The following is a 13,674-nucleotide window of genomic DNA, read 5'->3' on the forward strand; positions in this document are numbered from 1 at the left end:
CGCAGTCTGTTTTAGGTGGTTCTTTTATACGCCAGCATGACGATTCCACACACTACAATCAGCCCGCCAACCACCTGTATTACACCGAGTGATTGGTCAAGAATCAGCCATCCGAATAGCAGCCCAGCGACGGGCTCCATGTTCATTACGGGTGCGTTACGGCCAATGTCTAGCCGCGTGACGAGAATAAATAGTGCGGAGAATGCTGTGCCATACAACACCACCAAGCAGCCCAGGGCGATCCAGCCTGCTGGTGCGCTGGGTAAGCTCATGCCGCCAGGTACCAGTCCTGCTGAGCCAGCGATAGCTGATACGGTGAATACCACCGCCAGGGTGAGCATGCTGCGCACCGAGCCGGGCATCCGCGCCAACCGGTGATCGGTGACCCAAAGTGCGCAGGCAAATATGGCGGCGGCGGTAATGCCAAATAACACGCCTTCTATCCAGCGGGCATCGATATCCCCGGGATTGGCAAGGCGTGAGGGCAAGTCGAGTACCAATACCAAACCAAACAAAATCAGCCCCATCAACAGGCTGGCGCGTTGTGTTGGCCGTGGACCGCCTGAGGCCCAGATTAGTAATGCCAGCAAGATAGGCGATAGGTTAACCACCAACAGCGCTAATGCCACTGGAATGCGGGCAACAGCCGAGTAGATACAAAAACTCTGGATGGCAATCAAAAGCCCTAGTAGCAATTGCCAGCCCCAAGTCTGAGGTGTGAGTCGCAGTGATTCACGCCGCCACATCACCAGCGCAATCAATGCCAGCATGGTCACCCCAGCTCTGCAGAGCATGGCCATCAATAAGCCGGTGTCATGGTCGAATGCGATTCGGGCAGCCACATGGTTGCCGGCGAAAGAGCACGCGAGCAGGGCGATGATCATAACGGCTATATGGCGGGGCAACAGCGCGGATGAAGTCATGGCAGCATTTCCATATGAGCGGGCTTTGCACAAGCGCCGGTTGACGGTTTGGTGGTCGTTCTAAATGTAAAAATAACGAAAGGCCGCGTCGTAACGCGGCCTTTCGCAAATCGCAAAGGGGCTGCAAGATTAGAGCAGGGTATTAGGTAGCCACAGCAAGACTGCCGGGATGTACGTCACAAGCATCAGCGCCCAGAGCAGTCCCAGGTAGAACGGCAGCAGCGACTTGACTGTGCTTTCGATATTGACCGTGCCGACAAATAACACGGCGCCCACGGGGGAGTGATCAGACCAATACCCAGATTGACCAGTATGATCATGCCGAAATGCACCGGGTCGACGCCAATGTTGATGATTACCGGTATCAGAATCAGCGGAGCCATATCCATCAGTGTCCCGAGTAACAGCAGCATGGCGTGTGGTACACGCCGAGATCACGTAACGGCTATCTGAAAAGGTTAGGAAGGCCGTGGTGATTTTTGCCGGAATCTGCATCAGCGTCATGATGTAGCCGAAGCTGACAGCAAAGGCGATCAGTACCATCACAATCGACAGCGTGCGCACTGTTCGGTGCATCAAATTGGATAACTCGCTCCATTTGTAGTCGCTATAGATGAGCATGATGACGAAAAACGCCCAGACCACAGCAATTGATGCCGACTCGGTGGCCATGAACACGCCGCTGAGAATGGCACCAAGAATGATGAACATAGTCATCAGTCCCCACAGGGCTTCAATACATATTTTCACCGTCTGTTTCAGGGGAATCACTTCACCTTTTGGGTGGTTGCGCCTCCTAGCGAAGAACAAGCATATGCTCATCATCACAGCGGTCAGTAACAGGCCTGGGCCGACTTCATTTTATTCTGATTACCCGGTGTGCTCCTGTCAAAAAGTTGAGCAGGAGCAGTTGAACAACTGGGGTAGTTTCGGTCTGCGACAATCAACTCTTAAACACTAAGAGTCTTTGGGGCGCTATCTCTACTGTGGTTACAGAATCGACAGTGGGTAGTTAATGATTAAGCGGTTTTCATGGATGTCTTGGCCAACGTCACGACGGACGCTAGAGTTGCGCCAACGTACGTTGAGGTTTTTCAGGTTACCTTCTAGCAAGGTGTACGCCAGCTCGGTTTCGCGGGCCCACTCTTCGGCGCTTTTACGGTTAGCGGTGTGAATGCCGTCGCCACTGACATAGCGGTTCATAAGGGTTAGGCCAGGTACGCCGAGGCCGGCGAAGTTGTAGTCGTGGCGCACCTGCCAGGAGCGCTCATCTGGGCTGTCGAAGCTGCTGATGAAACCATCGTTAACCAGCAAGCCGCCGCTGGTGCCGTCTACACGCATGAACTTGGTGTCGCCCTTGAGTTTCTGGTACGCCACGGAGACGGTGTTGTTGCTGTATTTGGCCGAGACTATGCCCTGGTAGACCTTGTTGTCGAGCTTACCGGCTTTGGCCGAGCCGTCATCTTTACCGTCGATGTAGCCAAGGTTAGCGCTCAGCACCCAGTCACCCACTGGCTGGCTGTGGGTCAGTTGTAGATAGCTTTGCTGGTAGATGTCGTTCAGCTCGGCGCGCCACAGGCCCAGTAGGGTGCGGTTTTCATTGAACTTAAATTCACCCCCGGCGAAATCAAACGCGTTGGTGGCGACGCCGCCGAAAGACATGCGCTCTAGGCTGGCGTCGTTGCGCTGGCTATTGCCATTGAAGCGACCACCGTAGAGGGTCAGGCCTTCGATTTCGTTGGAAGTGATTTGACCACCACGGAAGGTTTGCGGCAGCGAGCGACCATCATCAGCACGTAAAATAGGTAGCACGGCAAACCACTCGCCCAGCTTCAACTCGGTGTTGGATACGCGAACCTTAGCGGCGACAGCGGTGCGGCCGAATTGATCAGCCGGGTGGCGGTCGTTACCTTTGCCATAAGCGGGCAACAGGCCGCTGTTGATGGTGCCTTGGCCGCCATCCAGCTTAAACGCGGCCATGCTCAGTACATCGAGACCAAAGCCAACGGTGCCTTCGGTGAAGCCAGAGCGCGCATCAAGAATAAAGCCCTGGGTCCACTCGGCGGCTTGGCCTTGGTCATCACCGCGAACGTCGGGGCCCGTGTGGTTGATGAAGTTGCGGTTGAAGTAGTAATTACGCAGGTTCAACGAGGCTTTAGCGTCTTCGACGAAACCGGCGGCGTGGCTGGCCATGGGCAGTGTGGCAATGGCGATTGCCAAGCTACTGGCAGCGAATACGGGGGTACGGCACATGCGCTTAGTCATATTTATTTTTATCTTAGGCAGGTTAAAAACCAACGGTGCAGGCGCACCGCTGTTGATAACGCCGCGCCATTACTGGCGCAGCATCATTCGGTTAGCCGGTGGGCTTAGTTGAGTGTTTCGCGGCTCGCTACGCCGTCTACCAAGCGCCGGATGTTCAGCGGGTTGGCGTTTTGCAGCGCTTCGGGGAGGAAGTCATCGGGGTAGTTCTGGTAGCACACGGGGCGCAAGAAGCGGTTGATTGCCAATGAGCCAACCGAAGTGCCACGGGCATCGGAGGTCGCGGGGTATGGGCCGCCGTGCACCATGGCATCACACACCTCAACACCGGTTGGGTAGCCGTTAAGCAATACGCGACCGGCTTTAATTTCGAGCAGGCTGAGCAGCTCGGCAAACGTATCGAGGTCATCGCGTTCGGCGATCAGAGTGGCCGTCAGTTGGCCGTGCATGCTGTGCAGCGCACGGGTCAGCTCGGCTTGGTCGGCGACTTCAACCACAATGGTGGTGGGGCCAAAGACTTCTTCCTGCAGCAGGTGATCGCCTTCCAGCAGCATGCTCACGTCGGCACTGAACAGCTGCGCCACGCTCTGATTACCGCTTTGCTCGCCACCGGCCAGGTGCTTGATTTTGCTGTGGCCGTTTAGTTGCGCAACGCCAGCGGCATAGCTCTTCAAAGCACCGGCATTGAGCATGGTCTGCGTCGGTTGGGCAGCGATGGACTCGCCCAATTGGGCGATAAACGCCGTGAACTCTGCCGAGCGAATGCCGAGCACCAAGCCTGGGTTGGTGCAGAACTGCCCGCTGCCCAGTACCACTGAGGCGGCCAGTTCTTTGGCCACGGTTGCACCGCGAACGCGCAGCGCACCTGGTAGAACGACCACTGGGTTAACGCTGGACATCTCGGCAAACACCGGAATCGGTTGCGGGCGCGCAGCGGCGAGGTCGCACAGCGCACGGCCACCCTTGAGCGAACCGGTAAAGCCTACGCCTTGGATGGCAGGGTGCTTAACCAGCGCTTCACCGACGCCTGAGCCGAAGATCATGTTGAACACGCCTCGCGGCATGCTGGTTTTTTCTGCGGCGCGGATGATCGCATTGGCTACGCACTCGGCGGTGGCCATGTGGCCGCTGTGCGCCTTAAACACCACAGGGCAACCGGCGGCTAAGGCCGAGGCGGTATCGCCACCGGCAGTGGAAAACGCCAGCGGGAAGTTACTGGCACCGAACACGGCCACGGGGCCAACACCGATCTGGTACTGGCGGATATCTGGGCGCGGTATTGGCTGACGATCAGGCAGTGCCTGGTCAATCCGTGCACCGTAAAAATCACCCCTGCGTAGCACCTTGGCGAACAAGCGCATCTGGCCACTGGTACGGCCACGCTCGCCTTGGATACGGCCAGCCGGTAGTGCGGTTTCTTGGGTGACGAGGGCGACGAAATCATCACCGAGGGCATCAATTTCGTTGGCAATGGCGTCGAGAAATTCGGCGCGGCGCGCAGCGGAAAGATTGCGGTAGATCGGGTACGCAGCGGCGGCGGCAACCGCTGAGGCATCGACCTCTTCAGGCGTGGCCTGGATGAATACGTAAGGCAGCGCCTCGCCCGTGGTGGCGTCGACACTCTTGTGTTGAATGCTGCCCGAGGCGCGGCGCTCACCGCCAATGTAATTGTGGCCAATCAGATTCAGCATGACTTGCTCCTGCCTGAGGTTACGGCGGTTAAATTGCCGCCGACAACGGTAAATAAATGAGCGCCGGCCTTGTGAACCCGCGCGAGTCGCTGCCTGAGCAACGACCTAATGAAGAAGAGAACAGCACCCGGCCCCTTGTGGGGGCGCAGGCAAAGGGCAGATCACAGCGGACGCACGCCACCGACCGGGATTGCCGGCTGATGCACGCTGATGCCGTTACGCAGGGGCTCGCCCAAGGCATCCAAGCTGACTTCAAAGGTGTCGCCCGGTTGCGCTTTAACACCATCGGCAAACGACAAGGTGGCGGTACCGAAGAAGTGCACGTGCACGTCGCCGGCACGCAGGAACTGGCGGTATTTGAAGTGGTGGTACTCAAGGTTTTCTAGGGTGTGGCACATGTTGTCCTCTCCGGAGAGAAACTCCTTCTCCCACAGCACCTGATCACCACGATGAATGCGGCTAACGCCAGACAGATGCCGCGGCAGCTCGCCGATCAGCATTTCCGGACCAAAGGAGCAAAAACGCAGCTTGGAGTGAGCCAGGTACAGGTAGTTTTTACGCTCAACCACGTGGTCGGAAAACTCGTTACCGAGAGCAAAGCCGATACGGTACGGCTGGCCGTCATCGCCCACCACGTAAAGGCCGGTCAGCTCTGGCTCTTCACCGAAGTCTTCGGCGAAGTCGGGCACGGGGAAGTCTGCGCCGGGGCGCACGACGATGCTGCCGTCGCCTTTGTAGAACCACTCCGGCTGGGCGCCTTCGCTGCCCGCCGCTGGGCGACCATTGGCCATGCCCCACTGGAACATTTGCATGGTGTCAGTGAGCTTGCCGTCGGCCTGCTGGGCTTCAACCTGCTGGTGCATTTTATCGCGCGTCGAAGCGCTGCCCAGGTGGGTCAGGCCGGTGCCAGAGACCAAGCAATGAGCCGGATCGCTATGGTCCAACGGCGCCAACACGCGGCGTTGGGCGATCAGCTCGCCGTAAAGCGGGCCTGGCTCAGTGCCTAAGCGCTCGATTTCGGCCACCAAGCCGTGGCCATTACGGATGGCCTGCAACGCCAGCTCACGGGTGGTCGCCACACCTTTGACTACGCTGATGTGCTTGTCGCCGACAATACCGACCTGACGTTGGCCTTGCTCGTTTTCAAACTGAATCAGACGCATTGCAGTACTCCTGTTGTTCGTTGTTAGCCGCTCGTGCGACTTTCATTGCTCTGCACTTTAAAAAGTTACCCAAGTGCTGCCTAATGAAAGCTCCTGATCAGGTGATAACCTTTAGTTATTCCATATGCTGCCACCTCTGACCTACATCGTTTCGCGCCTACGTATTCGCCAGCTACAGCTGCTGATTGCCCTTGACGAACTGGGCACGCTGCACCGTGCCGCCGACCGCGTGGCCATCAGCCAACCGGGCGCGAGCAAAGCGCTGCACGAGATCGAGACTACGTTCGGCATGCCGTTGTTTGTCCGCAGCGCACAGGGCTTGCAGGCAAACGACCTGGGCCGCTGCGTGATCCGCTACGCGCGCTTGATTCACAGCGACCTCGCCCACTTACACGATGAGATGCAGGGCATCCTGCAAGGCCACGGCGGCCATGTAACGGTGGGCACCATCGCCGGTTCCGTGCCGCTGGTGGCCAAAGCCTTAACCAAACTGCGCCAGCTACAGCCGGGCATTTCGGTGCAGATTGTTGAAGACATCAGCTCGCGCTTGCTCAAGCTGCTCGACGAAGGCCGGCTCGATTTAGCCATCGCCCGCACCAGCGGAAGCCAGCACCCCGATGCCTACGAGTGCTTAAGCCTGCACCCGGAACGCTTGGTGCTGGTGGCTGGGCCCGAGCACCCGCAGCACGACAACCCTGCCCTGAGCCTGCAAGAACTCTCCACCTACAGCTGGGTGGTGTATCCCACGGGCACGCCCATGCGTGCGGTGCTGGAGCGCGAGTTCGCGGAAGCGGGGTTGGACTTCCCGCGTTACCTGTTGGAAACCTCATCAACTTTCAGCATGCTCAGCTTGCTGCAAGAAGACCCACTGCTGGTGGCCGTGATGCCGCACTCCATAGCCGGCTCCAGCGAAGGCTTCGGTCTGTTACGACGCCTGCCGTTGGCGCTGCAATCGCGCACCGAGCCGTGCTCGATCATCCACCGCCAGGGCAGCAGCCTATCGCCGCTCGCCACGCTGCTGCTGGAGCATCTGCGTAACGAGCAACAGGCGCTGGACGAGGAATAACCCTGCGCGGGTTTAGATCAAGCCGCGCTGGACAAGGTTGTTGAAGAACGCCAGCAAACCGAAGGTCCAAGGCGCCAGGGCACTGCTGTGCTGCACGCAGTTATGCAGCGTGCCCAACTGACGGCTAGAGATGCTGACGTGATCACCCAGCTTGTGAGTGAAGCCATTGCCCGGCTGGTCGCGGTCTTCGGTGGGGGCGAACAGCGTGCCTAGGTACAGCAAAAAACCATCGGGGTACTGATGGTTGGCGTTCAGGGTTTGCCCGACGATATCCAGAGGGTCGCGGCTGATCTGGTTCATGCTGCTGCGGCCGTTAAGCACGAAGCCGTCGTCACCTTCGACGCGCAGGTCCACCTCGCAATTGCGCACGTCATCAATGCTGAAGCTGGCGTCGAACAGGCGGATAAACGGGCCAATGGCGCACGATCCGTTGTTGTCTTTGGCCTTGCTCAACAACAACGCGCTGCGGCCTTCAAAGTCACGCAAGTTAACGTCGTTGCCCAGCGTGGCGCCGATCACCTGGCCGCCGCTGTTAACCACCAGCACCACTTCGGGCTCTGGGTTGTTCCAAGCCGAACCGGGGTGAATACCAATGTCCATACCACTGCCCATGGCCGCCAGCACGGGCGCCTTGGTGAACACCTCAGCATCGGGGCCGATGCCTACTTCAAGGTACTGCGACCACAAGCCTTGCGCTTGCAGCAGGGTCTTTAAGCGCTGAGCAGTCTCTGAGCCCGGCACGATGTTGCGCAGGTTCTCGCCGATGAGCCCGTGCACCTGATTGCGAATTTCTTCGGCGCGCTGTGGATCACCGCCCGCGCGTTCTTCAATAACGCGCTCGACCATGCTTGCGGCAAAGGTCACGCCGGCAGCCTTGATCACCTGCAAATCAGCGGGCGCCAACAGGCTCGGGCGCGCCGGGTCACGCTCACTGCCGCTGTTGGCCAATAGCTCGGCAACGCTGCAAACGCGCGGCGTGCTGGCTGCGCGCACACGGGTCACTAGATCATCCAGCTCACACAAGCCCGCCATGGTCGGCGCTAGTGGGCTGAGGTCAAATACACCGTCGGCGTGCAACAGCACCGGCAACGGCCCAGGCACGTCACCAGGCAGCCAGATACGTGCCAGCAACGTGCCGACAAGGCCATCTCCGGGCAGCGTGTTCTCAGGGGTCAGAATCAGGGAGCGGGCCATAATGAAACTCTTGATAAGGGAAGTAAGAAGGCGACCCAACGCTACCCTGTCAATGGATACCGGATGGCGCCGCTGTGCGACCATAGCGAAGCGCTTGTGCCTGCTACCAATGACGAATCGTTAACATCCAATACACATTAGTTATCGCCCTACCTTGCCTGGGAGTTCTGTAAACGTGAGCATCAGTAAACTTCCTGCCCTGCACAACTGGTTGCGTCTGCGCCATTTGCAATTAATCTCCTCCCTTGCCACCACCACCAACATGCATGCTACAGCTCAGCAGATGGGGCTCAGCCAACCAGCCGTAAGCAAAATGCTGCGTGAGATTGAGCTAATGTTCGACTTTCCTTTGTTCGACCGTCAGCCGCGTGAGTTGGTGGCGACCGAGCTGGGTCTGGTGGTGATCGCTTATGCCAATCGCACCCTCAATGACTGCCAGCACTTCTCCCAAGAACTCGACACTCTGCGCTTGGGTGGCTACGGCTATCTGCGTATCGGTGCCATTTTTGCCGCGACCGCTCAGGTGGTGCCAAGCAGCCTGTTGCGGTTGAAGAAAAAACGCCCGCTGCTGACCATCGAATTACTTGAGCACACCAGCGACCATTTGCTGCAGATGCTCTTACACAAACAGCTCGATCTGGTTATCGGGCGCTTTACCGACCCTCGCCAACAAGAACACTTCAGCTACCAGGAGGTGGCCACCGAACCGTTTCGCTTATGCGCTGACCCCAATCACCCACTCGCCAGCCAAGCGGCACCCAGCACCAAGGATCTGGAGCAATGGCCCTGGATTGTCTACCCAGCCAATACCCCGCTACGACAGATGATTGAACAGGCCTTTGCTGATGCCGGCATTCACCTCCCCGGCAACCGAGTGGAAACGGCATCCGTGCAATCCACCTTGCACCTGCTGCACCATAGTCAGGCGCTTGCCCTGTTGCCCGATGCCATCGTGCAGCAGCAAGTCGCCCTGCAACAGCTGGTATTACTGGAGCCGCCGATCATCACGCCCTCGCTTGGTTATGGCTTGATCCAGCGCAAAGACGAGCCGCTGTCGGCCAATGCCGTACAGTTTTACGAGGCTCTACAGCAAGTGCTTAGTAGCGGCAGATAACTCTTCGTTATGGGTTGATTACTAAGCCTCATTAGACAGCCCAGGTTGTCAGACAATACGGTGCTAGCCATCTCGCCTCTCTGGCGCGGGCTATTACGACTGGGCAGCTGATACGCAGGCGTAATCACTAACAATAATTTCAATAGGTGACTGAATATGCTTTCCTATCCGACCGGCGCCGCACGCCGCACCCTCAAAACCCTTCTGCTCTCCGCACTCATGGTCTCGCCTATGGCCATGGCGGCTTACCCAGACAAGCCCATCCAATTGATCGTGCCGTGGGCAGCTGGCGGTGGCAGTGACGCCGCAGCGCGCGGCATTGCTGCAGCACTGGAGAAAGAGCTGGGTGTGACCATCAACGTGGTTAACCGAGCAGGCGGTAATGGCGTGGTTGGCCACAGCGTGATGACCGCAGCCAAGCCCGACGGCTACACCCTGGGCTTCATCACCGGCGAGCTGAACATGATGCACTGGCAGGGGCTGACCAAGCTGACCTACAAAGACTTCACCCCAATTGCCATGACCAACTATGACTACCCCGGCATTCAAGTAGCCGCCGACGCGCCCTACAACAACGTTGAGGAGCTGTTCACGGCCATTCGTAACGAGCCCAAGGGCACCATCAAGGCTTCTGGCACTGGCCTGGGCGGTATCTGGCACGTCGCGTTCTCCGGGTTGCTGCTGGAGCAAGGTATCGATCCGCAGAAAATCACTTTCGTACCGAGCCAGGGCGCTGCACCGGCCATGGTCGAACTGGCTGCCGGCAGTATCCAGCTGGTGCCAACCTCGGTTCCCGAAGCACGCTCGATGATTGAAGCGGGTAAAGCCAAAGGGCTGGCGATTCTCTCCCCAGAGCGCAACCCGGCGTTCCCCAACATCCCGACTTTGAAAGAGTCCTTGGGCAGCGACTACTCCCTGGGTGAATGGCGCGGTATTGCTGGGCCGAAGAACCTGTCACCAGAAATTACCGCAACACTCGAAGCAGCCATAGAGAAGGCCTACAACTCGCAGATGTACCAGGACTACATGCGCAAACTCGGCTTTGGCATGGAGTGGCGCAACACCGCTGACTTCAGCACGTTCCTCGAAGAGAACAACACCTATATGGGTGGCATCATTGAGAAAATCGGAATGAAGAAGTAACCGCATAGCCCCTCTTTACGCTCCTGCGGGAGCGTCGTTTTTATTGTCCCGCTGGATCAGATTCCCATGAAAGACCTCATATTCGGTATGACCTTCATCGTGATCGGTATCGCCGTCATCATCCTTGCACGCGACTTCCCGGTTGTACCGGGAATGCAATACGGCGCTGACTTGTTCCCCACCTTAATCGCCATCGGCATGCTGGGTGGCGGCATGATATTGAGTGTCAGTGCGCTGGTGAAACTGCGGCAAAACGGTGTGGCTATGAGCTTACCTGCCGACTGGCTGCGCTCCAGCTTGGGCGTCTTGCTGCCCTGCCTGATGGTGGTGGCATACATCCTGCTCAGCGAAACCTTAGGCTCGGCATTGGTGATGTGGGCCATCATGCTGGTGTTGTTGCTCCAGCAGGGCGTGCGCTATGTGCCGGCACTCGCGATCAGCGTGATCGCCACGGCCGTGATCAGCCTGTCGTTCGGGCACCTGCTCAAGGTCCCCCTGCCAACCGGCCCGCTGGGTTTTTGAGGAAGCACAGATGAACGAATTAATTGAAGGCATGTTGTTGGTGTTCAACCTGCCAACCTTGCTGGTGATTTTGGTTGCGGCGATTTTCGGCGTATTTGTCGGCGCGATCCCCGGCCTGTCGGCCACCATGGCCGTAGCGTTGCTCGTCCCTATTACCTTTGCCATGGAGCCGACGGCGGCGATTGCGGCCATCATTACCACGGCCGCTATGGCGATTTTTGCCGGTGATATTCCCGGCACCTACCTGAACATTCCCGGCACCCCGGCCTCCGCTGCCTATGTGGCAGACTCCGCTGCCATGGGCCGGATGGGTCGCGCCAGAGAGGCTCTGGGCCTTAACGTTACCTGCTCGGTTATTGGCGGTCTGGTCGGCACTTTGGTGTTGGTGATGATTGCTCCATCGCTCGCAGAATTCGCCCTTAACTTCAGCTCGTACGAGTACTTCTGGTTAGCGATTTTGGGCTTGGGCAGTGCGGTATTTATCTCCCAAGGCTCGGCAGTTAAAGGTTTTCTGTCGCTGATGGTTGGCTTGTTGCTGGCCACTGTCGGTCTTGACCTAGTCACCGGCGCGCCGCGCTTTACCTTCGATGTGCCGGATCTGATGGGTGGGATCAACTTCATCCCGGTGATGATTGGCTTCTTCGCCATGTACGAAGTTATGAAGCTCTACGGCCAGGGAAAACGCACCGCAGGCACGAACGCGTCGAGCATTGCACCGCAACACGGCACGGTATTCGGCAAAGTGCCCATGCACCTCAAGCGCTACTGGAAGAACGTGGTACGGGGCAGCACGCTTGGCGCGTTTATTGGTGCCCTGCCGGGCGCTGGCGCGGACATTGCTGCGTGGATCGCCTATGCCGTGAGCAAGAAACGCTCGAAAACCCCCGAAGCCTATGGCACCGGTCATGTTGAAGGGTTAGTGGACGCCAGCTCGGCGAACAACTCCGCCGTGGCAGGGGCGTGGGTGCCGGCGTTGGTGTTCGGTATTCCTGGTGACTCAATCACCGCGATTGTGATTGGCGTGCTGTACATGAAAGGCATGAACCCCGGCCCGACTATTTTCATGGACAACAGCGCCATGGCTTATGGGTTGTTCACCGCGTTTTTTGTCGCCAACTTGGTGCTGCTGCCCATTGGTTACATGGCCATTCGCAGTGCGCACATTTTTGCGGTTACCCCGACTCGGGTGTTGATGCCGCTTATTTTGTGCTTCTGCATGGTTGGCGCTTTCGCGATTAACAACAGCCTGACGGATATCTGGATCATGTTGGCCTGCGGTGTGGTTGCCTACTTGATTGCGACAGCCGATTTCCCCATCGCCCCGGCGATTCTCGGTTTGGTGCTGGGTAATATCCTGGAAAGCAACTTCATGACTTCGATGATCAAGGCTGACGGCAACCTGCTTGCGTTTCTACAGCGGCCCATCAGCATCAGTCTGGCCCTTCTTGTGCTGCTGATTGCCCTGTTTCCGCTGTTCGCCAAGCTGTGGCGCATGCGCTCCTCCGCAACGCTGTCAACGCCTAAGGAGGCTATTGAATGAGCCGTATCGCCCCGCAACACCTGCAAGACTTTATCGAACAACTGTTTCTAGATGCCCAAGTCAGCCCCGAGGTGGCGAGTGTGGTCAGCCGTGTGTTGGTTGAGGGTGATTTGCTCGGCCACCACACCCACGGGGTAAAGCTGGCCCAGGGTTACTTGAAAGACCTGCGCAACGGCCACGCCAAAGGCCACATCGATAGCCTGCGCATCGTCAAGCAAAGCCCTGCGGCAGTGCTGTATGACGCAGATTACCTGCTTGGCCCTTACTGCGTTGAGCAGGCGCTGAACTTTACCGCCCAAGCCGCGCGCACCTTTGGCATCGGCGTGGCGACCATTCGCCGCTCGCACCATATCGCCTGCTTGGCCGCTTATCTGCAGCGCTACACCGAGCAAGGCTTGATCCCGCTGGTATTGACCTCAGACCCTGCCGTGGCCTCTGTCGCCCCGCATGGTGGGCTAGACCCGGTGTTCACACCCAACCCAATCGGTATCGGTATTCCCACCAGCGACAAGCCGATTCTGATTGATGTCAGCATGTCTACCATCACCAATGGCTTGGTCAATAAAACGTACCATGCGGGTGCTCAACTGGAGCATCCCGCGCTGATCGGTCAGGACGGCCAGCCCACCCGTGATACCGCTGCGTTCTTTGCCCAGCCACCGGCCGCCATCCTGCCCTTGGGTAGCTTGGAGTTTGGCCACAAAGGCTTCGCTCTCGGCACAATGGTGGAGGCGTTAACCGCAGGTTTGGGTGGTTTCGGGCGCAAAGATGGGGTTAAACAATGGGGCGCAGCCGTCACCGTGCTGTGCTTTGACCCAGCCTTCTTCGGCGGTGTCGACGAGCTAAAAGCGGAGATGGATCACTTCGTTGACGCTTGCCTCAGCAGTCGCCCGCGCCAGCCAGATCAGCCCGTGCGTATGCCCGGCCACGCCGGCATTGCCCGCCGGTCCAAGGCATACGAGCAGGGCTTAAGCTTGCCTGAGGATGTGCTGGCCGCGTTGCGCACAGCGGCGCAAGAAGCCGGACGCTACTATCCATTCTAAAGTTACGCCGTGA

General features: G+C 58.2%; 11 protein-coding genes and 1 pseudogene. 6 read left to right on the top strand and 6 right to left on the bottom strand.

All coding sequences use genetic code 11. The features are described from left to right. Positions 1 to 11: 11 nt before the first annotated feature. The 5 genes and pseudogenes from AC0J6G_RS16860 to araD1 all read right to left on the bottom strand — a co-directional run bounded on the left by AC0J6G_RS16860 (position 12) and on the right by araD1 (position 6,039). Complete coding sequence (locus AC0J6G_RS16860) at positions 12 to 923, bottom strand: EamA family transporter (RefSeq protein ID WP_475249678.1); 912 nt, start codon at positions 921 to 923, stop codon at positions 12 to 14. A gap of 129 nt (positions 924 to 1,052) precedes the next feature. Further along, a pseudogene (locus AC0J6G_RS16865) lies at positions 1,053 to 1,772 on the bottom strand (TRAP transporter large permease subunit); the annotation flags it as partial. 141 nt (positions 1,773 to 1,913) lie between these two features. Further along, positions 1,914 to 3,176, bottom strand: coding sequence for an OprD family porin (locus AC0J6G_RS16870; RefSeq protein ID WP_475249680.1), 1,263 nt, complete (start codon positions 3,174 to 3,176; stop codon positions 1,914 to 1,916). Positions 3,177 to 3,292: 116 nt separating this feature from the next. Further along, a complete protein-coding gene (locus AC0J6G_RS16875; RefSeq protein ID WP_475249682.1) occupies positions 3,293 to 4,876 on the bottom strand; it encodes an aldehyde dehydrogenase (NADP(+)) in 1,584 nt (527 codons plus the stop codon). 161 nt (positions 4,877 to 5,037) lie between these two features. Next, positions 5,038 to 6,039 carry an AraD1 family protein gene (araD1, locus tag AC0J6G_RS16880; RefSeq protein ID WP_475249683.1) on the bottom strand — a complete coding sequence of 334 codons (1,002 nt, stop codon included), beginning with the start codon at positions 6,037 to 6,039 and terminating at the stop codon, positions 5,038 to 5,040. A gap of 124 nt (positions 6,040 to 6,163) precedes the next feature. Here araD1 and AC0J6G_RS16885 point away from each other — a divergent pair, with 124 nt between their 5' ends. Next, positions 6,164 to 7,105: a LysR family transcriptional regulator gene (locus tag AC0J6G_RS16885; RefSeq protein ID WP_475249685.1), complete on the top strand. Its 942-nt coding sequence runs from the start codon at positions 6,164 to 6,166 to the stop codon at positions 7,103 to 7,105. 12 nt (positions 7,106 to 7,117) lie between these two features. Here AC0J6G_RS16885 and AC0J6G_RS16890 read toward each other — a convergent pair whose 3' ends face one another. Next, entirely contained in the window at positions 7,118 to 8,299 is a 1,182-nt protein-coding gene (locus AC0J6G_RS16890) for a fumarylacetoacetate hydrolase family protein (RefSeq protein WP_475249687.1), read from the bottom strand. 175 nt (positions 8,300 to 8,474) lie between these two features. Between AC0J6G_RS16890 and AC0J6G_RS16895 the strand changes: the two genes are divergently transcribed. The 5 genes from AC0J6G_RS16895 (at position 8,475) to AC0J6G_RS16915 (ending at position 13,661) form a co-directional block, all read left to right on the top strand. Next, entirely contained in the window at positions 8,475 to 9,413 is a 939-nt protein-coding gene (locus AC0J6G_RS16895; RefSeq protein WP_475249688.1) for a LysR family transcriptional regulator, read from the top strand. A 156-nt stretch (positions 9,414 to 9,569) separates the two neighbouring features. Then, complete coding sequence (locus tag AC0J6G_RS16900) at positions 9,570 to 10,556, top strand: tripartite tricarboxylate transporter substrate binding protein (RefSeq protein WP_475249690.1); 987 nt, start codon at positions 9,570 to 9,572, stop codon at positions 10,554 to 10,556. Positions 10,557 to 10,622: 66 nt separating this feature from the next. Next, on the top strand, positions 10,623 to 11,078 hold the full coding sequence (locus AC0J6G_RS16905) for a tripartite tricarboxylate transporter TctB family protein (protein WP_475249692.1): 456 nt from the start codon (positions 10,623 to 10,625) through the stop codon (positions 11,076 to 11,078). Between the two features lie 10 nt (positions 11,079 to 11,088). After that, a complete protein-coding gene (locus AC0J6G_RS16910; RefSeq protein WP_475249694.1) occupies positions 11,089 to 12,618 on the top strand; it encodes a tripartite tricarboxylate transporter permease in 1,530 nt (509 codons plus the stop codon). Continuing rightward, positions 12,615 to 13,661 (top strand): Ldh family oxidoreductase, encoded by a 1,047-nt coding sequence (locus AC0J6G_RS16915; protein WP_475249696.1) that lies wholly within the window; start codon positions 12,615 to 12,617, stop codon positions 13,659 to 13,661. Before AC0J6G_RS16910 ends, AC0J6G_RS16915 begins: the two co-directional genes overlap by 4 nt. Positions 13,662 to 13,674 lie beyond the last annotated feature (13 nt).

It is taken from the genome of Pseudomonas sp. TS_SC_3, from assembly GCF_056156225.1.

Coding starts and splice junctions, on each gene's coding strand:
- AC0J6G_RS16900 (WP_475249690.1), top strand. CDS start 9,570: ATGCTTTCCTATCCGACCGGCGCCGCACGCCGCACCCTCAAAACCCTT.
- AC0J6G_RS16870 (WP_475249680.1), bottom strand. CDS start 3,176: ATGTGCCGTACCCCCGTATTCGCTGCCAGTAGCTTGGCAATCGCCATT.
- AC0J6G_RS16905 (WP_475249692.1), top strand. CDS start 10,623: ATGAAAGACCTCATATTCGGTATGACCTTCATCGTGATCGGTATCGCC.
- araD1 (WP_475249683.1), bottom strand. CDS start 6,039: ATGCGTCTGATTCAGTTTGAAAACGAGCAAGGCCAACGTCAGGTCGGT.
- AC0J6G_RS16860 (WP_475249678.1), bottom strand. CDS start 923: ATGACTTCATCCGCGCTGTTGCCCCGCCATATAGCCGTTATGATCATC.
- AC0J6G_RS16890 (WP_475249687.1), bottom strand. CDS start 8,299: ATGGCCCGCTCCCTGATTCTGACCCCTGAGAACACGCTGCCCGGAGAT.
- AC0J6G_RS16910 (WP_475249694.1), top strand. CDS start 11,089: ATGAACGAATTAATTGAAGGCATGTTGTTGGTGTTCAACCTGCCAACC.
- AC0J6G_RS16875 (WP_475249682.1), bottom strand. CDS start 4,876: ATGCTGAATCTGATTGGCCACAATTACATTGGCGGTGAGCGCCGCGCC.
- AC0J6G_RS16915 (WP_475249696.1), top strand. CDS start 12,615: ATGAGCCGTATCGCCCCGCAACACCTGCAAGACTTTATCGAACAACTG.
- AC0J6G_RS16885 (WP_475249685.1), top strand. CDS start 6,164: ATGCTGCCACCTCTGACCTACATCGTTTCGCGCCTACGTATTCGCCAG.